A 23409-nucleotide genomic window follows, 5' to 3' on the forward strand; every position below is an offset into this window, starting at 1 on the left:
CACCCGTTCCCATTTCGAACACGGAAGTTAAGCCCTCTTACGCCGATGATACTGCTCCCCAGAGGAGTGGGAAAGTAGGTCGTCGCCAGGCTTTTTTTATTTATAGAGGCCGTTCCCATTTCGAACACGGAAGTTAAGCCCTCTTACGCCGACGCACTGCCCCGCCGAATGGCGGGGCTGTTAATAATTTCCTCTATGCGCGCGACCCGGAGGGTCGCATGATACTGCCCTCCAGAAGGGTGGGAAAGTAGGTCGTCGCCAGGCTTTTTTATTTATAGAGGTGTTACACCCGTTCCCATTTCGAATACGGGAGTTAAGTCCTCTTACGCCGACGTGGGCTTCGATAAAGGTGACAGCCCTGGAAAAGGGCAAGCAGCCTAAAGGCTGCTTGCAGGTCCCGGACCTTGCTGGGCTTTTTTTGGTATGAATAATTTTATAAAAGATGCTTGACTTTTAAAAAAATGGTGTATATTATGAAGTATTAACTTTGATGGATTGTTACCACATAAGTGGGCAAGACCTGAATGAGCGCCGTGATAAGTGTGTTCATTTAGGTCTTTTTTTTTCATCAAAGCAGGATGGTTTATTGTGGATTATGAACAGGTAGGCAAAGAGATTCTTGTATACGTGGGCGGCGAAGAAAATGTTTCTGATTTTGTTCATTGTGCCACACGGTTGCGTTTTTCCGTCAGGGATAATGCCAAAGTGGATATCAAGGCATTGGAAGCGGTAAAAGGAGTTATTGCCGTAGTAAAGAAAAGCGGTAATATCCAGGTTGTTTTAGGCCAGGATGTGGCGCATGTTTATAATTGGCTTGTTAAAAATTCCCGTCTGGATGATCCAAAAAATCGGGATGTCGGCCAAGATAAGCCTGCGGGGACTGCGAAAATATTTGATCTTATTTCCGGTACCATGACTCCCCTTATTCCGGCGTTGGTAGGTTCCGGTCTTCTTAAGGGAATACTGATAGTACTAACATCGTTTAACTTGATGTCAAGCGCAAGCGGTACCTATTTCATCCTGTCGGCGGCTTCTAACGCTGTTTTCTATTTTCTGCCCATCCTGATAGGCGCAAGCTGCGCCAGAAAATTGGGGTGTAATCAGTATGTGGGTGGTATTATTTGCGCGGCGCTCATGGAACCTAATTTTGTAAATCTGGTTACCGCAGGAGAAAGTGTACGATTCCTTGGTATACCCGTAATTCTATTTAATTACACCTCATCGGTATTCCCTGCCTTTATCGCCATGATCGCCTATTATTGGTTTGACAAGCTTATCCGTAAAATCGTTCCTAAACAGGCCCAGACGGCAGTTGTACCGGCGATCTGTATTGCGGTGATTGTTCCGTTAACGGTACTGGTTTTTGGACCCTTTGGCAGCTATTTTGGCAAGGTAACGGAATTGATATTCACTTTCCTCAGCAATACCAGCAGCCTTCTTTTTGGCGTACTCCTTGGCGGAACCTATCTGCTTCTGGTTATCTTCGGCCTGCATTGGGGTGTTATGCCGCTTATGATTAACAATATTGCAGCCGGGGCCGATGCCACCCTGCCAATTGCGACGGGTTCCAACTTTGCAGTCTTTGGTATTGCCCTGGGTATATGGCTAAAAGCACGGGATCAAAAAGTCAAAGCTGCGGCGGGCTCATCGACCCTGTCCGGCCTGTTTGGGGGAATTTCCGAACCTATCCTGTTTGGTCTTGTTTTGCAGCATAAACGCACACTTCCCATGTTAATCATTGCCGGAGCCATCGGCGGGGGTATTATTGGTGTTACCGGTGTTACCGCCAAGGCCTTTGTGTTTCCCAATGTCCTGTCGGTTGGAGCGTGTCAGCCGCTGCTGCAGTATCTGATCGGTTTGTTTGTGGCTTTTGCCAGCGCTGCTGCTATGATTGTTATTTTCGGCTATGAGGATGGCGGCTCCATCCTCAAGAAAAAAAGACTGTGAGGAATAGAATTTATGGAAAAAAGCATATTTCCTAAAGATTTTTTGTGGGGCGGGGCTAGCAGTGCAAATCAGTGCGAAGGCGCCTATAATGAGGGTGGACGCGGTCTTTCCACTTCCGATATGGTTACTTTTATTCCCAAAGAGGAATTGGGAAATAATTATAATCTTGAGCTTTCTTTATCACATATTGATAAATATCTTAAGGGTGATCATGGAGCCTATTTCCCCAAGCGGAAGGGTATTGATTTTTATCATCGTTACAAGGAAGATATTGCCCTTTTGGCGGAAATGGGCCTTAATGCATTCCGTATATCCATTGCATGGTCCAGAATCTTCCCTAAGGGTATTGAAGACACCCCTAATGAAGAAGGGCTTCTGTTTTACGACAAGGTGTTTGATGAGCTGCTGCGGCACAATATCCAGCCCATTGTTACCATATCTCATTATGAAACTCCCCTGTACCTTACTCTGGAGTATAACGCCTGGGAAAACAGGGCTTTGATTGATTTATATATCAAATATGCTAAAGTCCTGATAGATCGTTTTAAGAACAAAGTAAAATATTGGATAACCTTTAACGAGATGAATATGATGGAAACTACCCCCTATACAGCTGGGGGTATCCTGCTGGAGAAGGCGAAGAAGGATAAAATCACCACCGTCTATCAGGCCCTGCATTACCAGTTTGTGGCCTCCGCCGGAATTTATGAATATGCAAAAAAAACCGCTCCGGATATTAAGGTAGGCTGTATGTTTGGCCGCCTGGAAAAATATCCCGTGACCTGTAATCCGGAAGATGCGTTACAGACCATGAAAGAAGATCAGATGAATTTTTTTTACGCCGATGTACTGGTACGGGGTGAATACCCCGGATCGATGCTTCGATTTTTTGCTGAACAGGGAATCGACCTTGATATTACCGCTGAGGATAAATCGGCACTCAGGAATAACCATGCAGCCTTTGTGGGAATCAGTTATTATATGAGTTACGTAGCTCAAAAAGATCCGTCCGGTATAAAAACCTTTGGAAATATTGTGAGTTCGGTCCGAAATCCTTACCTTGAATTGTCGGAATGGGGATGGCCCATTGATGCCGTTGGTCTGCGTATCGCTCTTAACCGGATATACGATCGTTACAGAATACCGGTTTTTGTGGTGGAATGCGGTCTTGGCGCCAAGGATACAGCCGGGGCGGATGGGACGATACATGATGATTACCGTATTGATTATATACGGCGGCATATAGAGGCGATGTCTGAGACGATACAGGACGGAGTTGCACTGATGGGGTATCTTGCCTGGGGTATCATAGACACGGTCAGCTGCAGTACATCGGAAATGAGCAAACGGTATGGATTTATCTACGTGGATCAGGATAACTACGGAAATGGTACGCAGGATCGTTTGCGAAAGGATTCTTTTTACTGGTATCAAAAAGTCATAAAGTCCGGCGGTACCAGCCTTTAAGAGAGTCCGGGGATAGGAACGTGAAGGTAAAAAAAGTACTGAATAATAATGTCGCGCTTGTTCAGAATGATCGGGGACATGAATGTATAGTTACCGGCAAAGGTATTGTTTTTGATAAAAGGGCAGGGGATGAAATTGATCCGGACCGGGTTGAAAAGCTTTTTTCCCTGGAGGAGCGGGGACAGACCGAAAAACTCAGTAAGATAATCGAAAATATCCCCTTGGAGAACCTGCGGGTATGTGATGAAATTATCAATACTGCGAAGTGTGAATTAACCGGGTTGAGTGATAACATCTATTTAACCCTCATCGACCACGTATCCTTTGCGATAGAACGGCACAAGGATAACCTGGATTTAGCCAGTTCCATAAAGTGGGAAATGAAGCGGTTTTATCCCAAAGAATTTAGAGTGGGTCTTATGGCTTTGGATATAATTGAAAAGAGACTTAATATGCGTCTTCCAGATGATGAGGCAGCTTTTATAGCCTTCCATTTGGCAAACGCCGGAGCTAAAAATAGTTCTTATCTTGAAGAAAGTCTTCATCTGGTAAAGGAAATATTGGATATAATAAAAAATTATTTTTCTATCAAGTACGATGAAGATTCCACAGCCTATGGTAGGCTTTTAATTCACCTGAAATACTTGTCAAGGCGGGTTTTTAAGGAAGACAGTTCTATTCTTGAACAGCCAAGCAATAGATTGATTTATCGGTTAAAAGCGGAGTTTCCCGAAGAGAGTTCCTGTGTGGAAAGTATGGGTGTTTTTATTAAGCAAACATATGATTATGCCGTCAGCGATGATGAAAAATCATACCTTATTATTCATATACATAGTTTACTTGGGGAATTTCAAAAGGGGATAGTGTCATAAATAGGTTGTACGGCGGGGCTTGATCCCTGTTTTGCATAATTGTTTTAGTTTTAAGCTAAGACAATCAAAATTTAGACCGTTCATAGACATGCGTAGGTCTATGAACGGGACGCATTAAAAACGAAGGAGTATAGATGGACAATGCTAAATTTATTCAGGACCTGTTGCCACTGATAGGCGGTGCTGATAACATTAAAAATGCTATCACCTGTCATACTCGTCTGCGGATAACCCTGTCGGATTATTCCCGGGTAAAGGACGATATGGTAAAGAGCCTTGAGGGTGTTATGGCTACCAGGATGTCGGCGGATCAATATCAGGTTATCATGGGTGATAATGTAAAAACCGCATATCGGGAGCTTCTCAAGTATGTGAGCCTACAGGGTGATTCCGCCTCCGATAGTAATAGGGGTAAAAAGAAATTTAACCCCCTGGGAATTTTTGCGGAAACCATGTCCGCTATTTTTACCCCCCTTATTATTACTATCTGCGGATCCGGCTTGATGATGGGTGTTCAGATACTGTTCAATAAGATGGGTTTGATTGGGCCCGGAGATACTTCCTACGAAGTATTGGGGGTGCTCGGTAATGTGGCATTTTATTTCCTGCCCTTCACCGTGGCGGTAAGTGCGGCGGATCGTTTTAAGTGTAACAAATACATGGCAATAGCGATTGTGGCGGTCCTGATGCACCCCACCTGGATGGCTCTTTCTGCGGGCGGCCTGGACAGGGTATTGCTTTTTGATGTTATCCCGATTCGATTGCTCAGTTATTCCTCTGCGGTCATTCCTCCCCTGCTTTCTGTTTACCTGCTGGCAAAATTTGAAAAGTTACTCGTTAAGGTTATCCATCCGGCACTGGGGACCGTTTTAGTGCCTCTCCTGGAACTGCTGATCCTGGGCCCGGTAATTCTGGTGTTGGTGGGACCCTTCTCCCAATGGGCGAGCGATATTCTGGCCCGGGGCTATCAGTGGCTCTATGGCACTGCTTCTATTCCTGCCAGTATGCTATTCGGCGGACTGTACCCGCTTATTGTTCTGTCCGGCTCCCATCTTACCTTTGTTCCCCTGATGCTGGACTCGATAGGCAAGATTGGTGTTGACTATATTATGCCCCTTATGTCCATCGCCCACTGCGGTCTAGCCCCGGCTTCCCTGGCGGTTTTCTTCATAACGAAGAACGCCAAGTTTAAATCTGTGGCTGCCACCGGCGCCCTAATAACCGGCATAGGACTCACGGAGCCCGCTTTATACGGCGTGTGTCTTCCCCTGAAGAAGCCCCTGGTTGTTTCATGTGTCGCGAGTGCACTCGGGGGTTTGTTTTATGGGATCTTCCACGTATCGGCCTTGTCATTGGGACTCTCGCCGCTGGGTTCGATTCCCCTGTATTTTACCAACACCTTCGTGTATTGGGTTATCGGCGCACTGGGTACTGCGGTTCTTGCCTTCGTGGGCACATGGCTGTTTGGCTATAAAGACGGGGATGAACAGAAGATTCCCGCATATGTGAATAAATAACCAAGAGGAGAGAAAGAAATGGGAAAACGCTTTTTAGATTATACCCCCCGGGAATTGGTGAAATTGGGGCAACGGGATTTTTTGGATAGTATCCGTGCGTCTGAGGGTAGGGTGGTAGGAGCATATGTGTGCCCCTATGCGCCGAATTATGTGGAGAAGGTTTCTAATCTGGAACTCGCCGCTTCATTTGGCGCGGACTATATAACCCTGGAGGGACTCAACCCAAGGAAAATGCAAATGCCCGGGCTGCCTTCAAAAAATCCCGGGGATGACAGTCCCTTTAAAGCTAGTTTGCAGGTGGAGATGGGATATGGTTGGAGTGTTCCCGAATTAAAAAACCTGGTAGGCCGGCCGATTGGGTTGATCCTCCTGGTGCCTCAATCGGAGGATGCCCCCTTCGGGCCCCTCTATGCGGATTCGGCATACTCCCCGGAGATGGTACAATTTGTGTCCGCTGCGGGGTTTGACTTTGTTGTTCTCTGCGGTTTGGATTTTGATTCTATGATCCGGGCGGTGGAAAATACTAAGGCCCTGGTTGGTGATACCATGGTTATTGAGGCGGGGATTCCCCATGGTCCGGGGACCATCCAGGGGGAGTATCCGCCTTATAATCTTCGTGGGGTGTCAACCCCGGAATTTGTAAAGCGCCTGGCCAAGGCGGGAGCGGATATCGTGGATATCCCGGCGGTTGGGGTGGCTCCGGGGTTCACTATGGATTATGTGGGCAGTCTGGTTGATGCGGCTCATGAAGGTAAAGCCCTGGCGGCGGCCAGTATTGCTCATTCGGTTGAAGGATCTGATCCCGTAACGGTGGGGCGTGCTGCGGTGGACAATAAAATATGCGGGTTTGATATGTTTAATTTTGCTGCCGGTGGGGTATATGAAAGTGTTGCCCTTCCCGAGCAGCTGCAGAATTTTTGTATTGCACTGAAAGGCCGGCGTCATACTTTTCGGCGTATGTGCCAGTCCCCGTTACGGTAATATCCGGAGGCTTATATGTTTTTTTTTGGAGAAAAAAAGAAACCTTCCTGCGGGCTGGTGTATGCAACCCAAAACGGAAGTATATTGCCTCTGTCGGAGATGCCCGATGAGGTTTTCGCAGATAAGGTGCTGGGGGATGGTGTATGTTTAATACCCGCCGACGGAATGGTCTATTCCCCAGTGGATGGGGTGGTAGAAACAGTGGCGGATTCCCGTCATGCTTACGGTCTTGTCGCATCGGACGGAGCGGGTATTATGATTCATATTGGTGTTGATACGGTGGAGCTGGCCGGCAGAGGTTTTCAAGCCAAGGTCCGTGTAGGGCAGCGTGTAAAAATCGGAGATTCCCTGTGCAAGGTGGATCTTTCCGTTCTGAGGGATGCGGGATACCATGTCCATACCGCAGTAATACTCACCAATTTGGACCGATTTCAGATTACGGAGATCCACACCGGTGATGGGACGGCAAAAGAGGCCATTGTATTTCGCTATCAGAAACGGTGAGGCCCGTGTGGTATCCGACTATTAACGAAGCCCTGCCGGCGTTCCGGAAATATCGGCATCAAGTGGATGCTAAAAGGGTTTTGACATTGGTTTTATTAAATTCCAAATGGTTTTGCATTGCCTGTTTTGCAGTATCGGGGTTGCGGGCCTCAATTGCTTTTATAATATCATTGTGAATACTCAGGGCTTTTAGGGTTTCATATTTTTTTAACGAATGATTATAAAGATCAATACCGTAATGTATCACCGGAATCAAGTTCGGCATAACCATATTCCGCGAGCTCTTAGCCAGTATCGTATGAAACGCAATGTCTTCATTACTGTAATCTTTGCCGTTCTGTGCGAGTTCTTCTATTATTAACTGGATTTTTTTCATCTCCGATATTTCATCCTCCGAGGCGGATAGCGCAGCAAGAGACGAGATTTCAGGCTCCAGAATATAACGGATGGTTACCAAATCCGCTACTAGTTGTAACTTATTTTCTGTATAGGCAAACCCAAAGGGGTCATCGACCATGCCGGGCTTTTCACATACAAAAGTTCCTTTTCCTCTGCGTATCTCCAGGATGTTTCTGGCAATAAGCAGTTTTATCGCTTCTCGAACAGTTCCGCGCCCTACATGAAATAATTGGGCCAATTCAAATTCGTTGGGGATTTTTCCACCGGCGGCTAACTGCCGTTGAAGAATAAATTGATAAATTTGGTCCGCTATTTGCTCGGTAAGCAAAGGGAAATTGATACCCTTCTGTCTAAGTTCCTCAAACATCGGACCCTCCTCGAATAAAGTACACTAAGTATTCCATAAAGCTATAGAAAATTCAACGAAGATAAATAGTGTTTTCTTAAAATAATCTGAAAAGCGCTTTTTCTCTCTATGAATTATTTTCCTGAAAATATTTAATTCTTTATATTATATAGAGTTAATGGTTTTTAAAAAAATCGAAGCCGTGACACTTATAAATAATAAAAAAAAACTTGACGTACGAGAATAGCCATGATATCATTATAGAGAGGTTGGACGTAGGACGTAGTAAAGAAATCGAAATATAGGTTCTAATAAAGGGAGAAAGAGTATGGCTGTATTTGTTACCGGCGGCGGCGGGTTTTTGGGGCAAACCCTGGTGGATAACCTGATTGCTCTAGGGCATCAGGTTTTAGTTTTTGACTATAATGCGCCAAAAGAGGATGTGATTGCCCGGTGGAAGGGCAAGGCTGAATTTCGGCAGGGAGACATTCGGGACGCAAAGCTTATCGATGACCTTATCGCGGAATCCGGAACAAGCGATCCCATTATTCATCTCGCGGGGATTTTGACCGCCGGGTGTGATCGGGACCCCCAGGCCGCTATTGCCATTAATCTGGGGGGTACCTACAATGTTCTTGAGGGCGCCCTTAAGCACGGCAAGCGGCGGGTCATTTTTGCCAGTACCATCGGGGTATATGGGCGGGGACTTCCCCAACCCATCACGGAAGGTATGGAAAAGGAGCCTGACGGCTGGTACGGGGTGACTAAGCTCATGGCCGAGCAGGTAGGGTTGCTGTATGTGCGCCGTCATGGTCTTGACTTCCGGGCCGTACGCTTTGCTGCAGTTACCGGGGCGGGGAGGGTTGCGGTAGGCTCCGCAAGCCTGTTTACCTCTCTCATTCCCGAAAAAGCGGCAAAGGGAGAGCCCTACGCGATTGAAGTAACTTCGGATACCTCTTACCCGGTGGTATATATTAAGGACGCTGTGAGCGCCCTGGTAAAACTTGCCTATGCGCCGGAAGCAAAAAGCCGGATATATAATATCGCCTCAGGGAATGTGGTGGTTGATAAGATGGTTGATTATATAAAAAAAACAATTCCCGATGCAAAGTTTAGCTATGCGCCGGTTGATGACATTATGGCCGTTGTCTCCGGATACAAGGAATGGACCATAGGTTGTGGGTGTGCGGCAAAGGAAATTGGCTGGACTCCCTCTTATGCGGTTGAAAAGATGGTCGATGATATTATCGCGCAGGCGCGTACAAACGTTGGCTAAATTTTCACAGGTCATTACCGCCGTACTTGCCAACCCTATATGAGGGCATACTATTCTGACCTGAAAACGTATGGGCTAATAGGAGCTATATATGAGTGAAAAATTCAGAGATAGTCAATGGGACCGACACGGCGTTATCGGAGGTATCTTAGATCCCATCCGAATACCCAAGATGGCCAATGCGGTTCAAATATTCGAGGACACCACCCTTCGGGATATTACCGGTGAGGTTGCAAAGCAGTTTGACAAGAAAGAACTTGCCGCAACGATAAAACCCGGAATGAGCGTTGCCATTACGGCGGGCAGCAGGGGGGTCGCCAATATCGCCATTATCCTCAAGGAAGTGGTAGCCCAGGTTAAAAAACTTGGGGGTAAGCCGTTTATCTTCCCCGCTATGGGGAGTCACGGCGGAGCGACTGCGGAAGGGCAGCTTGAAATGCTCAAGGGTTACAACATAACTGAAGAATTCGTCGGCGCCCCTATCAAGTCGAGCATGGAAACCGTCGTTATTGGTCACTCGCCGGAGGGAAAACCGGTTTCCATCGACAAAAATGCCAGCGAGGCGGATGGCATTCTGGTGGTGGCGCGGATAAAGCCCCATACCGCCTTTCGGGGTACCTATGAAAGCGGCCTCCTAAAAATGATGGTCATCGGTATGGGCAAACAGAAAGGCGCGGAAAGCTGCCACGATGAAGGTTTTGGCAAAATGGCGCACAATGTGGAGGTCTATGCGGATGTCATTATGGCAAAAGCAAAGATACTATTTGGCCTCGCCCTGGTGGAAAACGCCTTTGACAACACCTGCCTTATCGAATCTGTCCCCACCGCGAAATTCAAGGAACGGGAAGCAAAGCTCCTTATCAGCGCGAAGGAATGGATGCCGAAGATATATCTGCCCAAGTTCGATATCCTCATTGTCGATCAAATTGGCAAGAATTTTTCCGGCGACGGCGCGGACCCGAACATCACGGCCACCTACTGTACGCCCTACGCCTCGGGGGGGCCGGAGTTCCAGCGCTACGTCATTCTCGACCTTTCCGAAGAGACCCATGGAAACGCCATTGGCCTGGGAATGGCCGACTTTTCGACCAAACGGGCCTTTGACAAAATGGACTTTGACGCCACCTACCCGAATGGGTTTACCTGCACCGTTGTATCGGGCGTAAAAGTTCCGGTAATTCTAAAGAGCGATAAACTGGCTATTAAGGCGGCTATTTTCTGCTGCACCGGCATAGACAAGTTAAATCCCCGGATTGTCAGAATTAAGAACTCATCCCACGTCGAGGAAATTGTAATATCCGAAGCCCTGGTAGAGGAAGCCAAAAAGCATCCCAATATAAAGGTGCTGGAAGAGGCTAAGGAAGTCGTTTTCGACAAAGACGATAACTTCACCATCGGCGGACATTAGACACAGCGCCCGGCTTTAACGCCGGGTTTTTTTTGCTTTTTTTTCTTGACAGCAGGATATAGCTATGTTACCATTTATAAGGTCATAAGACGTATGATGTATTATTTATTCTGGGTTTTACCCGGATAAATGTGTAACTGAGAGGAGAAAAGAATGAAGAAAATTGCATTAGCAGCTATTATTTTGATAGCTACGGGAACCATGGCGTTTGCCAATGGCGGTCAACAGGGCGGCGCTGGTACCACCGGATCACCTAAAAAGGTGTCGATTTCACACACGGCTTCGGTAGAAAGTCCCTGGGAAGTTGCGGCGCTCCAGTTTGCAAGGGACGTAAACGCCCGTTCCGGCGGACGTTTTGATGTACAGACCTACCCTAATGGACAGCTCTGTCAAAAAAACCCGAACATCATGGTAGAGATGGTACAGACGGGCAGTACCCAGATTGGTATTGAGTCCATGACAACTCTGGGCGCCCTGAATCCCGATGTGTCAATCCTAAATCTGCCATTTTTCTTTGAGAGTGTTGATCATGTTGATCGCTTCCTCAAGTCGAAACCCGCTATCTGGGAAAAATGGATGCAGCAGTTTGAAAAGAACAACCTCGTCATTATCGGCGTGTCCCCCCGTCCCATGCGCCAGCTTAACAACAATGTCCGTATCATCAAGACCCCGGACGATATCAAGGGCATGAAATTCCGGGTTCCGAACAACCCGCTTTATGTGGCAATTTTCGAAGCCTTCGGCGCCAAGCCGGTACCCATGTCATCGGGCGAAATCTATTCGGCGATTCAGCTTGGTACGGTCAACGGTGAGGATAACTCTGTCCAGCTTCAATATGACTTCCGCACCTATGAGGTAGCCAAAAACTTTACCCTGATCAACTACATCGCTGATACGTCCATGATCTTCATGAACAAGGACTTTTTCTACGCCTTAAGCGCCGAAGATCAGGCGCTGGTCCGCAAGGCTGGCCAGGAGTGGGCGGATAAAAACACGGCGGAAGACCTTACCTACTATGATAAGTCATACAAGTTAATGGCCGATGCCGGAACACAATTCTACACCATGCCCCAGGTTGACCGTGACAAGTTCAAAGCATTGCTCGGCGACTTCTACAAAGTATACGAGGCCAAGTACACCCCTGCGGATTGGAAAGCCTTCCAGGACGCCGTCAACGCCGCGAAATAATTGTCCTATGCGGCATTCAACATTGAAGTTTGGAATGCTACCGTAGAGTTTTATCGAACCCTCCTGTTTCCAACATAAATGGGAGGGTTTTTTATAAGAGGATACCATGAAACAATCACGCAATCCGGTTATCTTTCATCTACTGCGAATTGACAACATAGTCGCCGGTGTCTTTTTGGGGATGATTTTTCTTGATGTGATGATGCAAATTATCAGCCGTGTGACACCGGGGAACGCAATTTCCTGGACGGTGGAGGTGGGCGAAATGCTTCTCGGCGCCGTCATCTGGATAGGTATTGGCCCTGCGGTGCTCTCAAATTCCCATGTCCGCTTTGATCTCTTGCTCAACAAAGTGCCGCTCAAGGGGCAGCGGGTACTCTTTGTCTTCGGCAACCTCACCTTTGCCTCCTTCCTTTCCATAATGGCCTTCTACACGATCAACCTGCTCAGTTTCTACCTTAAAACCAACTCGGTCACGACGATTCTGCGCTGGAACAAGTTTTGGGTACGTCTGCCGATGTTTGTGGGATGCATTATCGGTATCATCCGTATGCTGATGCAGGCTTGCGATTTTGCCACCGGCAAGCGAAAGCTTCCCAGCGAAGAAACGGCGGAAGCGTTGGAAGCGATAAAAGCAAAAAAAGGAGACGTTTAATGCCGATAATGTCGATAACCCTGGTGGTATTAGCCGCCGTTATGCTCATCCTGGGCATCCCCATAGCGGTGGCCCTGGGCTTTGCTTCAACGCTTACCGTATTGTTTTTCAAGCCGATTCCCAACATGGTGATGATACCCCAGCTTTTCAGCGAGGCGGTTACATCATTCGTGATGCTGGCGGTACCGCTGTTCATTCTGGTGGGCAATTTGATGGAGCGGGGAACCATTGGCCGCAAACTCATTGACTTTTGCGGCTCCATCGTCGGCTGGCTTACCGGCGGACTGGGCGCCGTCAACATCGTGGGCAGCATGATTTTCGGAGGCGTTTCCGGTTCGTCCCTGGCGGACACGGCCACTTTCGGCACCATTCTGATTCCCCGTATGAAGGCCGATGGCTATCCGGAGGATTATGCCGGCGCGGTAACGGTCACTTCATCATGCTTGTCCACGGTAATACCGCCGAGCATTCAAATTGTGCTCGCCGCCGCCGCTACGAACCAGTCGGTTTCCCGCGCCCTGGCGGCCGGTGTTGTTCCCGGCATTATTGTCACCGTATTGCTGTTGATACCGAACCACTTCATAAGTAAAAAACACGGCTATGGAACAAAGGTCCCCTTCAGTTTCCATAACGTTGTGGAAAAATTTAAAACCTGCTGGGCGGCGCTTCTTGCGCCGCTCATTATTCTGGGAAGTATATTTTCGGGCTTCGTCACCCCCACCGAAGGCGCCGGCGTGGCGGTGTTATATGTACTCTTTATAGACGGGGTGGTCTTCCGCAACCTGAAGCTTAAAGATATTTGGGATTGTCTTAAAAAGACAGCCTGCCTCACCAGCGCAATCCTGTTAATTGCATCCGCAAGCTCGGTGATGAACTTCGTGATTGCCTACGAAAATGTACCCCAGGCTTTGTTGAATCTGCTTACCGCCGTACCGGGTGGGAAAACCGGCTTTATGTTGGTAATGATCATAATGTTAATTATCATCGGCATGACCATAGACGCCACTCCCGCTACCCTGATTTTCACCCCGCTTTTCATGCCCGCCGCTGTGGCAATGGGTTTCGATCCTACCCACTTCATCATGGTCATGGTTATGGGTGTCGCAATCGGTATGACGACTCCGCCCTACGGAGTCTGCCTTTTCAGCATCACCACTATCGCAAATATCCCCATGGGTAAGTTGATAAAAGCATCGGTACCGTTCTACTCTATGCTTATTCTGGCAATTATACTGACGGCCTATGTCCCGCAGTTATCCCTTCTTTTACCGAAACTTTTGGGGATGTAAGGATTTTTTATGCCGCGAACTGTAATTTACAGCATCGCTGTAACCACGGAAAAATTAGGAGACGGTGCGCCGGTGCCCCTGCACGGAGAACTGGAAGAGCTTTTCAAGACGGTGTCGGAATTGGGATTTGACGCGGTGGAATATCATGTCCGCAACCCTGAAAAGGCCGACATCGCCGCCCTGCAGGGGCTCGTTAAAAAATACGGCGTGGGCATCTGCGGCATCGGGACCGGTTTTGAGTACAGCATGAACGGCAATAGCTTCACCTCCCCGGACCAATCTATCAGAGAGCGGACAGTGGAAAAATACAGATCCTTCATTGATCTGGCTGCTCCCTTCGGCGCATCGGTGTTCATCGGCCTTTGCCGCGGGACGGCGCCGACCTTCAGGGAAATACCCCATTACCTTGAATTGCTCGCCGAAATGCTGCGTCCCCTCGTGCCCTATGCCCGGGAAAAGCACGTCCTGCTCGTCCTTGAGCCCATTGCCTTCTATATGACAAACCTATTGAACAAAGTGGTGGAAACTATCGACTACATAGCCTTGTATGGCCTTGACGGAATACAGTTACTCCTTGATACGCACCATATGTACATTGAAGATCCCTCTGTTGTAAACGCATTCCGGCAAGCTGCGGGTCGCATCGGTCACATCCATATCTCGGACAGTGACCGCCGCTACCCGGGGAGCGGTCTGGTTGACTATACCGCCGTCGCGAAGGTCCTCAATGACATCGGTTATACGGGTCCTGTTTCCGTGGAAATTCTCCCGTATCCAAGCGGCATTGAGGCGGCGCGTTACAGCATCGCCTGGATGAGGAGCATGTGGGGCAAATAGTTACCTGTTCCCGGGTTCTCTTTGAAGAAAAAAATCATACTTCTTACTTTTTATCCAAAATTGATGTTTTTTGTCATTGAACGTGTTATTTTCGGTCAATTGTAAAATTTTACTACAAATAAAATTAAAGAGACTTGACAGTTGAATTTAGCCATGGTACTATAAAATAAAGAATATGACGTAGGACGTAGTATGTAAAGGAAGTAAAATGAAACAGATACGAATTGTCAGTCCCTTTACGTTTCAGGTTGAGGATGTGCCGGTTCCGGAGATAAGCGATACCAAGGTACTGCTTAAAATTGAACGTATTGGCGTATGTGCCAGTGATATGCAGATATATCATGGTAAGCATAAATTCATGAGCTTCCCCGTGATACTGGGACATGAGGCGTCCGCAGTTGTTGACAAAGCGGGCGGTAAGGTTTCGGGATTTACGCCGGGCGATAGAGTTACCATTGAGCCTCAGGTTTACTGCGGACATTGTTATCCCTGTGAATCCGGGCGTTTCAATGTTTGTGAAAACCTCAGCGTTATCGGAGTACACCGGGACGGCTGTTCCTGTGAATACATGGAGATTGATCCGAAGTATCTGCACAAGGTTCCTGCCACTATGCCGGTGGAACTGGTCACCCTCGTGGAGCCCTTTGCGGTTGGGGTGGGAGCGGTAAGGCGGGCGGCGAAACTTGAGGGCGCCAATGTGGTAGTAGTCGGCGCCGGGACCATCGGAAATTTTACCGCCCAGGCGGCGAAGGCCCTTGGAGCAGGAAAAGTAATGGTCACCGATATAAACCAGCAAAAACTTGATTATGCCGCCGAATGCGGTTTGGACGCCTGTGTTAATACACGGGATAAAAGCCTTAAAGAAGCGATTGCGGACGTGTATGGTAAAAGGCGGGCGGATATTATTATTGACTGCGCCGCAGTTTCAGTTGGGTTTAAGTCCATCCTTGAGGCGGCCCGGCAGCGTTCAGAAATCATCATAACCGGAAATTACAAAGAGCCTGTTGAGTTTAATGTGCCGCTTCTTCAGCGGCAGGAAATTTCGATGATAGGCCACATGATGTATATACGGGAGGATTTCCGCATTGCCATTGAACTATTGGCGGGCGGAAAAATTGTTACGTCTAAAACAATAACAAAAGTGTTTCCCTTTGATGAATATGGGAAGGCGTTTGAATATGCGGATGCCAATCCTGATTCAATCATGAAACTTATGATTCAATTATGAGGAGTGTGTTTTGAGTAGTAAAGTAGCGCAGTTATTGGAAAAAAAACGGGATACGGCTAATACGGCGCCGGAACTGGCAGCCTTGGCCGCTTCTTTCAGACTGGCAATGTTTGACGTGCTGCATAGCCGCGGCACCGGACATTGGGGCGGGGCGTCTTCGGCGGCCGAAATTGTAACGGCATTGTATTTTAACCGGCTTAAGGTTGATCCCAAAAACCCCAGATGGGAGGATAGGGATCGTTTTATCCTTTCCAAGGGGCATGCGTCAATTAATCTGTATACGATATTGGCGCACCGCGGGTTTTTCTCCGTGGATGAACTGCCCAAGTTCAGGGTTCGGGGTTCAATACTTCAGGGACATCCCAATATGAAATTGACCCCGGGCGTGGATATTTCTACCGGCGCCCTTGGGCACGGTCTTTCTGTCGGAGCCGGCATGGCCCTTGCGGCAAAGCTTGCGGGTAAAACGTACAAGACCTATGTGCTTTCAGGTGAAGGCTGCCTTGATGAAGGCTCAACCTGGGAAGCCCTGCTTTTTGCGGCGAAGTACAAGGTTAAAGGATTGGTATACCTTATTGATTATAACAAGGTACAGCTTGACGGGACCTCGCAGGATATTCTTCCCCTGGAACCTCTGGCGGATAAATTCAAAGCCTTTGGTTGGAATTTGGCGCCCCAGTTTTATAACGGACACGACACTGCCGAGGTCCTCAAGTCCTTTGAATGGATAGATAGTAATGATGTTTGGCCCAAGGTGGTGGTGTATAATACCATTAAAGCCAAGGGCGTTTCATTTATGGAAGGGAAAAACGCTTGGCATGGCGCTCCTATTGATGATGATAGTTACGCAAAGGGCCGTCCCGAACTGGCGGCGGATCTGGAAAAAAAGGAGGCCGCGTTATGAGTGTTACCATGCGGGATGCGTTCGGGAAAAAACTCGAAGCTCTGGGGGCTGTTAATAAAAAGTTAGTTGTGCTTGACGCCGATGTTTCGGGCAGCACAAAGTCTTCTTATTTTGGGAAAGCTTTTCCGGATCGCTTTTTTAACTGCGGTGTAGCGGAGGGAAATATGGCCGGTGTTGCTGCGGGACTCGCCACGGCCGGGTTTCATCCGGTTATAAATGCCTTTGCCATATTTATTGCCCTTAAAACGGCGGATCAGATACGGCACGATTTTTGTTACAATAAGTTACCCGTGGTAATCGCCGGGGCCTATGGCGGGTTAAGCGATTCCTTTGACGGGGCAAGCCATCAGGCCATAGCGGATATTGCGATAATGCGGGCTTTCCCAAATATGGAAGTGATTGTCCCCGGTGATAACAAACAGGCCGAGCTTGCCCTTGATTACGCCCTTCTACAACACCATCCGGTGTATATCAGGTTGAGCCGTAACGATACTCCCGAAATTCCCGTATCAGAGGGGTTTACATCCAAGGCGCCAATTCTTTTGAAAACCGGGTCCGATGTAACTCTGGCGGCCACAGGGCTTACTGCGCAAATAACGCTGGAGGCTGCTGCGCTTCTTGAAAAAGACGGCATTAAGGCGGAAGTTTTTTCCGTACCCTTTGTAAAACCTATTGAGGGCGATAGCCTTGAAAAGTCGGTACAGAAAACTCATAAGCTTGTTACGGTGGAAGAACATTCGGTAGTCGGAGGATTTGGCAGCGCCTGTCTTGAAAAACTGACAAAAAGTGGTGTACCCTTTACTTGGGTTCCTATCGGTGTCCAGGATACTTTCGGGGATACCGGCGGCTATGCCGAGTTGCTTGCTGCATACGGGTTAAGTGCGGAAAAAATTGCCGAAAAGGTAAAAGGTAAATAAACAAGGAGTATTGGGAATGAAAGAACCTATTAAGAAGTATTTTAAAGTTGGGCTGATTGCCTTTATGGCGTATCCCTCCATGGCTAAGGGGGAGGACCCCAATACCTACGATAATATCCGGCGTATTGCGGCGGACGATTATTTTGACGCCATTGAAGTAAACTGGATCAAGGATGCGGAGACCCGCAAAAAAGTGGCGAAGCTGCTTACGGATTCTCACATTACCGTCTGTTACGGCGGTCAGCCCCGGCATTTGACCACGGGCTTTAACGCAAACCACCTGGATGAGGCGGAGCGGCAGAAGGCCGAGGCTACCCTGATAGAAGCCATTGATGAAGCGGAACAGCTCGGTTCCAAGGGGATCGCATTCCTTTCGGGCAAGTGGCAGAAGGAAACCAAGGATCAGTCCTATGCCCAGCTTCTGAAAACGACCCGGAATCTCTGCGATTATGCCAAAAAGAAGAACATGAACGTGGAGCTTGAGGTCTTTGATTACGACATCGCCAAGCAGTCCCTCATTGGCCCCGCGCCCTATGCGGCTCAGTTTGCCGCAGAAATACGCAATACCCACAACAACTTCGGCCTGCTCATCGACCTTTCCCATATCCCCATGACCCATGAAAAATCGGAGTTCGTGGTACGGACCCTGCGGCCCTATCTTACCCATTTCCACATCGGGAACACGGTATGCGAGGATCCCGCCGCTCTCGGTTACGGCGATGAACACCAACGGTTTGGTTTCCCGAACGGGTCCAATGATACTCCCCAGGTGCTTGATTTTCTGAGGGTGCTTAAGAATGAAGGTTTCTTCAACGCCGAAGATCCCTATGTGTTGAGTTTTGAGGTGAAACCTTTTAAGGATGAGGACCCCGAAATTATCATAGCTAACGCCAAGCGGGTATTAAACCGCGCTTGGGCATTATTGGAGGATTAGATGAAGATTGTAGTTTTAGACGGGTACACCGAAAACCCCGGTGATTTAGATTGGAAGGGCTTTGAAGCCCTTGGTTCAACCAAGGTGTACGACCGCACCAATGTTAACGATCCTAAGGAGATCCTCTCCCGGATTGGCGATGCGGAGGCGGTTATTGTGAACAAGACTCCCATATCCAGGGAAACCATAGCCGCCAGCCCCAATATTAAATTCATTGGGGTGCTTGCCACGGGGTACAATGTGGTGGATGTTGCGGCGGCCAAGGAGAAGGGGATACCGGTTTGTAATATTCCGACCTATGGCACCTGGGCGGTGGGACAGTTTGTTATCGGCCTGCTCCTGGAAATATGTCACCACATCGGGCATCACGATAGGGTTGTGCACGACGGTAAATGGCAAAATAATGCGGACTGGTGCTTCTGGGATTATCCCCTGATCGAGCTTGCAAATAAAACCATCGGTATTATCGGTTTCGGGCGTATTGGGCAGGTAACCGGGCAGATCGCCAAGGCCCTGTCCATGAAGGTCATCGCCTACGATGAGTTCCAGACCGATACGGGCAAGGCCATCGCGGAATATGTAAGTCTGGACAAGCTGCTGGCGGAATCCGATGTGATTGCCCTGCATTGCCCCCTGTTCCCGTCCACCCAGGGTATTATCAACAAAAACACCATTGCCAAGATGAAGGACGGGGTAATTATCCTGAACAATTCCCGTGGTCCCCTGGTAGTTGAACAGGATCTGGCGGATGCCCTCAATTCAGATAAGGTGTATGCGGCGGGTCTGGATGTGGTTTCCACCGAACCGATTAAGGGGGATAATCCTCTGCTCAAGGCAAAGAACTGTATCATTACCCCCCATATTTCCTGGGCGCCCAAGGAAAGTCGTCTGCGCTTAATGAATATCGCCGTAGATAACTTGAAAGCCTTTGTTGCCGGGAAGCCAATCAATGTGGTTAATCCCTAAAAAAATAAAGCTGTTATGAACGCAATTGGGGCGTATTCGACCTTATAAAAGAATACGCCCATTCTAAAGGCGAAAGTTACCGGGCTTATTGACAGGCGAAATTTTCAATGCTATTATAACAAAAATGATTACGGCAACGTTTGCGCAATCGTTTGTTACCTTATCGGAGGAAAAAAATGGGTATCATTGAAAAACTGAGGCTTGATAACAAAAAAGCCTTTGTGACAGGAGGCGCCCGGGGGATTGGTTATAATATTACCCTCGCCCTAGCCGAGGCCGGCGCCGATGTGGCCATTGTGGATATGGACGAATCGACCGCCAAAACATCGGCGGAGGAAATCGCCAAACAGACGGGCAAGAAAATTATTGCCGTCAAGGCTGATGTTACAAAAAAGGCCGATGTGGACGCGATGATCGATTCGGTCCTTAAGGCTTTCGGCAGGATCGATGTGGCTTTTTGTAATGCCGGTATCGCTCTGAACGTTCCCGCTGAGGAGATGACCCTGGAGGATTGGAACAAGGTTATCAATATCAACCTGACCGGGGTGTTCCTTACCGCCCAAGCGGCGGGGAAGGTGATGATTAAGCAGGGTGGCGGGTCGATTATCAACACCGCATCCATGTCGGCGCATATCGTCAATGTGCCCCAGCCGCAGTGTTCATACAATGCGTCAAAAGCGGGGGTTATTCAGCTTACGAAATCCCTGGCGGTGGAGTGGGCGTTGAAAAACGTGCGGGTGAACAGCATCAGCCCGGGGTATATCGGTACGGACCTTATCATGAATTCACCGCTTCTGAAGCCGCTCATCGAAAAGTGGTGTGCCCAGTCGCCCCTGCACCGTTTGGGAAAACCCGAGGAACTACAGGCTATTGCGGTGTATCTGGCGGGGGACGCCAGCGCATTTACCACCGGTTCCGACTTTGGGATTGACGGGGCGTTTACCTGTATCTAAAATCGGGGATTTACCGGTTCAGTTCCGCTAATTCCCGGTGAACTAATTCTGTCAATTCTTCTGCCGCCTTGGTAAGTTCAACAAGGCGGTTTTCTTTTTCTGCACGCCTCTTGATTTCCACCCTGGGGGTATCCCCGGCGAGGTTCTTGTCCCCAACCACCACCCGGTAGGGTATGCCGATAAGATCGGCGTCGTTGAATTTGACCCCCGGCCGTTCGTTCCGGTCATCCAGAAGCACCTCAATGCCCTTCTTTCCCAGCTCCGCAGCAATGCTGTCCGCAGCGGTTTTAACGGCGCCATCGTACTTGATGGGGACGATGATCACATGGAAGGGCGCAATGGTGATGGGCCAGATGATGCCCTGCTCATCGTGGTGCTCTTCGATAGCCGATGCCAGGGTGCGGTCCAGGCCTATGCCGTAACAGCCCATGGTGGGGGTATGGCTTTTGCCGTTTTCATCCAGGTAGCTCACCCGCATGGACTTGGTGTATTTGTAGCCCAGCTTAAAGATATGCCCCAGCTCATTGCCCTTCTTCTCGTAGAGCGCCTCCCCGCAGACAGGACAGCGGTCCCCGGCAACAACGGTGCGGACATCGGTGACCAGCCAGGGGCTAAAGTCCCGGCCATAGGCTACGTGGGTGTAGTGGAGGTCCTTGGCTAAAGCGCCGGCCACAGCATCGCTCATGGCGGTGACCGTCTCGTCGGCGATGACCGGTACGCTGGTGAGGCCGACGGGGCCGGCGAAACCCACGGGGGCGCCGGTGATGCGCTCAACATCGGTGTCTGCGGCGAGCATTACTTCTGCGGCCTTGAGTATGGCGGCAAGCTTAACTTCGTTGACGTCCAGGTCGCCGCGAATGGTCACGGCGAAAAAGGCTTCGGGGTAGACCAGGGGAGCATCGGGGGCAAGTTTACGCTGCACAAGTTTTGCGCAGCCCGGGGCCTTGGACAGGTCCAACTCTACGTTGACCGCCTTGTAGATCAGGGTTTTGATGAATTTTTTCGCATCGGTTTTGAGAAAGCCGCAGAGTTCCTCTATAGTTTTGACGTGTGGGGTATCGATCTTTTCCAGCGCCGGAATTGAGACGGCGGCGGCCTTAGCGGCCTCGATCGAAGCGGGGACGGTGTAGTCCGGTTTGCAGGCGGCCTTTTCCACGTTGGCGGCATAACCGCACGCGCTACTTGCAACGGAGTTCCCCGCGCTACTTGCAACGGAGTTCCCCGCGCTACTTGCAACGGAGTTTCCCGCGCATAGGAGGAGGGTATTGTCCCCAATCTCGCTTTCCACCATAAACTCTTCTGAGCCCGTACCGCCCATGGCGCCGGAATCGGCCCGGACGGGGATCACCGTGAGGCCGCAGCGCTTAAAGATACGCCGGTAGGCCCGGCCCATTTTCTGGTAGGTTTCGTCCAGGCTCTCATCATTGGTGTGATAGGAGTAGGCGTCCTTCATCACAAATTCCCGGCCCCGCATGACTCCGTAGCGGGGGCGTACTTCATCCCGGTACTTGGTGTTGATCTGGTAGAGCGAGAGGGGGAGTTGGCGGTAACTGGAAAGCTCGTCCCGAACTATCGCAGTAAAGGCTTCCTCCGCCGTGGGTGATACCACGAAGTCCGAATCCAGCCGGTTCTTAACCCGTAAAAGGGCTTCTCCCATGGCTTCCCAGCGGCCCGATTCCTTCCATAATTCGCCGGGGATCACCACGGTGGGCTTTATTTCCAGAGAACCGATGGCGTCCATCTCTTCACGGATGATATTTTCAACCTTTCTGAAGGACCGCAGACCCAGGGGCAGGTAGGCAAAGAGGCCGTTGGAGAGCTTGCGGATCATGGCCGCCCGGAGCATAAGGCGATGGCTTACGATTATTGCGTCACCGGGAACTTCCCGGAGGGTGGGGATAAATGTTTCAGAAACCTTCATGGTGTATTCCTTTGTGTTTTGAACTAGCATACCCGCTAAATTGCCTTTTTTGCAAGGCGCTTAGAACCAGAGATATACCCGGTGGAGCTGAACACAGATGATCCAGGTCCCGCCCACCAAGAGGAGGAGTCCCGGCAGGGGGGTTATCCAGGTATCTGCGGAGAGGAGTATCGCCCTTCCCCAGAACACCATGAGGGAACCTATGCCGATAAAAATATACTCCCTGGAACCCCGGGTATAAGCGGAGATAAAGAAACTGAGCATGGTAATCAGTACGATACCCACCTCCACCATTTTAAGCATGGAAGCATAGCCATAGATCATGGTCAGACTGCTGTCCCAGGCAAGACCATCTACCGGTACCCCCAGTGCGATAATCAGGGTGGCTATGGCGATGATAAAAACGATGCCCCCCTGTTTTTGTTCTCCCAACCCCGCTGCATAGAGACTGGCGGCAAAGAGGGAGAAGATCCCAAAGAACCGGGCAAAGAGCAGCACCCGGGAACTAATCACCAGGTAGACGCTGGGAAGATCATTCACCGTCCTGAGGGGCGCCATGACCCGCAATGTCTCAAAGGCAAAGGAAACTACAAAAAAGGCAAAAAAGAGGATCTCCGGGGACTGGGTTTTTTCAAAAAAATAGTAGATGAGGATCATGGTGACAAAGGCGTATAACACCGAGCAAATCATGGTAACAAAGGATACATAGGGCATGGCCTGAAAAAAATGGGAAACCAGGGACTGAAAAACCCCTGCGGACCGCGTGGCGGCGGCTCCGACTTCGGGATAAACTGAAAAGATTGTAAAGGACAACGATACGGTAAGTACCAGGGATAGAAGGGAGAAGACAATACCGGATTTGAAATAATTGTTTCGGACTGAAAGAGTCATGGGAATAGC

General features: G+C 49.2%; 21 protein-coding genes and 1 rRNA gene. 19 read left to right on the forward strand and 3 right to left on the reverse strand.

All coding sequences use genetic code 11. From position 1 onward, the window contains the following. The 7 genes from rrf to LQZ19_RS09695 all read left to right on the forward strand — a co-directional run. Nucleotides 1-91, forward strand: a 5S ribosomal RNA gene (gene rrf / locus LQZ19_RS09665); the annotation flags it as partial. Nucleotides 92-588: 497 nt separating this feature from the next. Continuing rightward, the gene (locus tag LQZ19_RS09670) at nucleotides 589-1947 is read left to right on the forward strand and encodes a PTS transporter subunit EIIC (protein WP_411047462.1); all 1359 of its coding nucleotides are present in this window, start codon (nucleotides 589-591) and stop codon (nucleotides 1945-1947) included. A 12-nt stretch (nucleotides 1948-1959) separates the two neighbouring features. Further along, entirely contained in the window at nucleotides 1960-3414 is a 1455-nt protein-coding gene (locus tag LQZ19_RS09675; RefSeq protein WP_411047463.1) for a glycoside hydrolase family 1 protein, read from the forward strand. Between the two features lie 20 nt (nucleotides 3415-3434). Then, nucleotides 3435-4286, forward strand: coding sequence for a PRD domain-containing protein (locus LQZ19_RS09680; protein WP_411047464.1), 852 nt, complete (start codon nucleotides 3435-3437; stop codon nucleotides 4284-4286). Between the two features lie 134 nt (nucleotides 4287-4420). Further along, nucleotides 4421-5803: a PTS transporter subunit EIIC gene (locus LQZ19_RS09685; RefSeq protein ID WP_411047465.1), complete on the forward strand. Its 1383-nt coding sequence runs from the start codon at nucleotides 4421-4423 to the stop codon at nucleotides 5801-5803. A gap of 18 nt (nucleotides 5804-5821) precedes the next feature. Further along, nucleotides 5822-6784: a DUF7916 family protein gene (locus LQZ19_RS09690; RefSeq protein ID WP_411047466.1), complete on the forward strand. Its 963-nt coding sequence runs from the start codon at nucleotides 5822-5824 to the stop codon at nucleotides 6782-6784. Between the two features lie 15 nt (nucleotides 6785-6799). Then, nucleotides 6800-7288: a PTS sugar transporter subunit IIA gene (locus tag LQZ19_RS09695; protein ID WP_411047467.1), complete on the forward strand. Its 489-nt coding sequence runs from the start codon at nucleotides 6800-6802 to the stop codon at nucleotides 7286-7288. Between the two features lie 58 nt (nucleotides 7289-7346). On the opposite strand, the gene LQZ19_RS09700 is transcribed toward LQZ19_RS09695, so the two are convergent. Continuing rightward, nucleotides 7347-8054, reverse strand: a complete 708-nt coding sequence (locus LQZ19_RS09700; protein ID WP_411047468.1) for a FadR/GntR family transcriptional regulator — start codon at nucleotides 8052-8054, stop codon at nucleotides 7347-7349. Between the two features lie 307 nt (nucleotides 8055-8361). On the opposite strand from LQZ19_RS09700, the gene LQZ19_RS09705 reads away from it, so the two are divergent. From LQZ19_RS09705 to LQZ19_RS09760, 12 genes are all read left to right on the forward strand, one after another. After that, nucleotides 8362-9309 (forward strand): NAD-dependent epimerase/dehydratase family protein, encoded by a 948-nt coding sequence (locus tag LQZ19_RS09705; protein WP_411047469.1) that lies wholly within the window; start codon nucleotides 8362-8364, stop codon nucleotides 9307-9309. A 91-nt stretch (nucleotides 9310-9400) separates the two neighbouring features. Next, entirely contained in the window at nucleotides 9401-10717 is a 1317-nt protein-coding gene (locus tag LQZ19_RS09710) for a nickel pincer cofactor-dependent isomerase, group 22 (RefSeq protein WP_411047470.1), read from the forward strand. A gap of 153 nt (nucleotides 10718-10870) precedes the next feature. Then, nucleotides 10871-11905 (forward strand): TRAP transporter substrate-binding protein, encoded by a 1035-nt coding sequence (locus LQZ19_RS09715; RefSeq protein ID WP_411047471.1) that lies wholly within the window; start codon nucleotides 10871-10873, stop codon nucleotides 11903-11905. A 106-nt stretch (nucleotides 11906-12011) separates the two neighbouring features. Beyond that, the gene (locus LQZ19_RS09720) at nucleotides 12012-12560 is read left to right on the forward strand and encodes a TRAP transporter small permease (RefSeq protein WP_411047472.1); all 549 of its coding nucleotides are present in this window, start codon (nucleotides 12012-12014) and stop codon (nucleotides 12558-12560) included. Next, on the forward strand, nucleotides 12560-13849 hold the full coding sequence (locus tag LQZ19_RS09725; protein WP_411047473.1) for a TRAP transporter large permease: 1290 nt from the start codon (nucleotides 12560-12562) through the stop codon (nucleotides 13847-13849). The genes LQZ19_RS09720 and LQZ19_RS09725 overlap by 1 nt, the downstream gene beginning before the upstream one ends. Before the next feature lie 9 nt (nucleotides 13850-13858). Further along, nucleotides 13859-14686 (forward strand): sugar phosphate isomerase/epimerase family protein, encoded by an 828-nt coding sequence (locus tag LQZ19_RS09730; protein ID WP_411047474.1) that lies wholly within the window; start codon nucleotides 13859-13861, stop codon nucleotides 14684-14686. Between the two features lie 208 nt (nucleotides 14687-14894). After that, the gene (locus LQZ19_RS09735; RefSeq protein WP_411047475.1) at nucleotides 14895-15914 is read left to right on the forward strand and encodes a zinc-dependent alcohol dehydrogenase; all 1020 of its coding nucleotides are present in this window, start codon (nucleotides 14895-14897) and stop codon (nucleotides 15912-15914) included. Nucleotides 15915-15924: 10 nt separating this feature from the next. Continuing rightward, a complete protein-coding gene (locus tag LQZ19_RS09740; RefSeq protein ID WP_411047476.1) occupies nucleotides 15925-16818 on the forward strand; it encodes a transketolase in 894 nt (297 codons plus the stop codon). Next, the gene (locus LQZ19_RS09745) at nucleotides 16815-17735 is read left to right on the forward strand and encodes a transketolase family protein (protein ID WP_411047477.1); all 921 of its coding nucleotides are present in this window, start codon (nucleotides 16815-16817) and stop codon (nucleotides 17733-17735) included. The genes LQZ19_RS09740 and LQZ19_RS09745 overlap by 4 nt, the downstream gene beginning before the upstream one ends. A gap of 16 nt (nucleotides 17736-17751) precedes the next feature. After that, a complete protein-coding gene (locus tag LQZ19_RS09750; RefSeq protein WP_411047478.1) occupies nucleotides 17752-18669 on the forward strand; it encodes a sugar phosphate isomerase/epimerase family protein in 918 nt (305 codons plus the stop codon). Beyond that, nucleotides 18670-19635, forward strand: a complete 966-nt coding sequence (locus LQZ19_RS09755; RefSeq protein ID WP_411047480.1) for a D-2-hydroxyacid dehydrogenase — start codon at nucleotides 18670-18672, stop codon at nucleotides 19633-19635. Between the two features lie 176 nt (nucleotides 19636-19811). Then, on the forward strand, nucleotides 19812-20588 hold the full coding sequence (locus tag LQZ19_RS09760) for an SDR family oxidoreductase (protein ID WP_411047481.1): 777 nt from the start codon (nucleotides 19812-19814) through the stop codon (nucleotides 20586-20588). A gap of 10 nt (nucleotides 20589-20598) precedes the next feature. Here the strand turns inward: LQZ19_RS09760 and LQZ19_RS09765 are convergent, their stop codons facing one another. Next, nucleotides 20599-22509 (reverse strand): proline--tRNA ligase, encoded by a 1911-nt coding sequence (locus LQZ19_RS09765; RefSeq protein ID WP_411047482.1) that lies wholly within the window; start codon nucleotides 22507-22509, stop codon nucleotides 20599-20601. Between the two features lie 60 nt (nucleotides 22510-22569). Beyond that, nucleotides 22570-23400, reverse strand: a complete 831-nt coding sequence (locus LQZ19_RS09770; RefSeq protein ID WP_411047483.1) for a hypothetical protein — start codon at nucleotides 23398-23400, stop codon at nucleotides 22570-22572. Nucleotides 23401-23409 lie beyond the last annotated feature (9 nt).

The sequence above is a fragment of the Treponema primitia genome, from assembly GCF_046533075.1.
GTDB lineage: Bacteria > Spirochaetota > Spirochaetia > Treponematales > Breznakiellaceae > Termitinema > Termitinema primitia_B.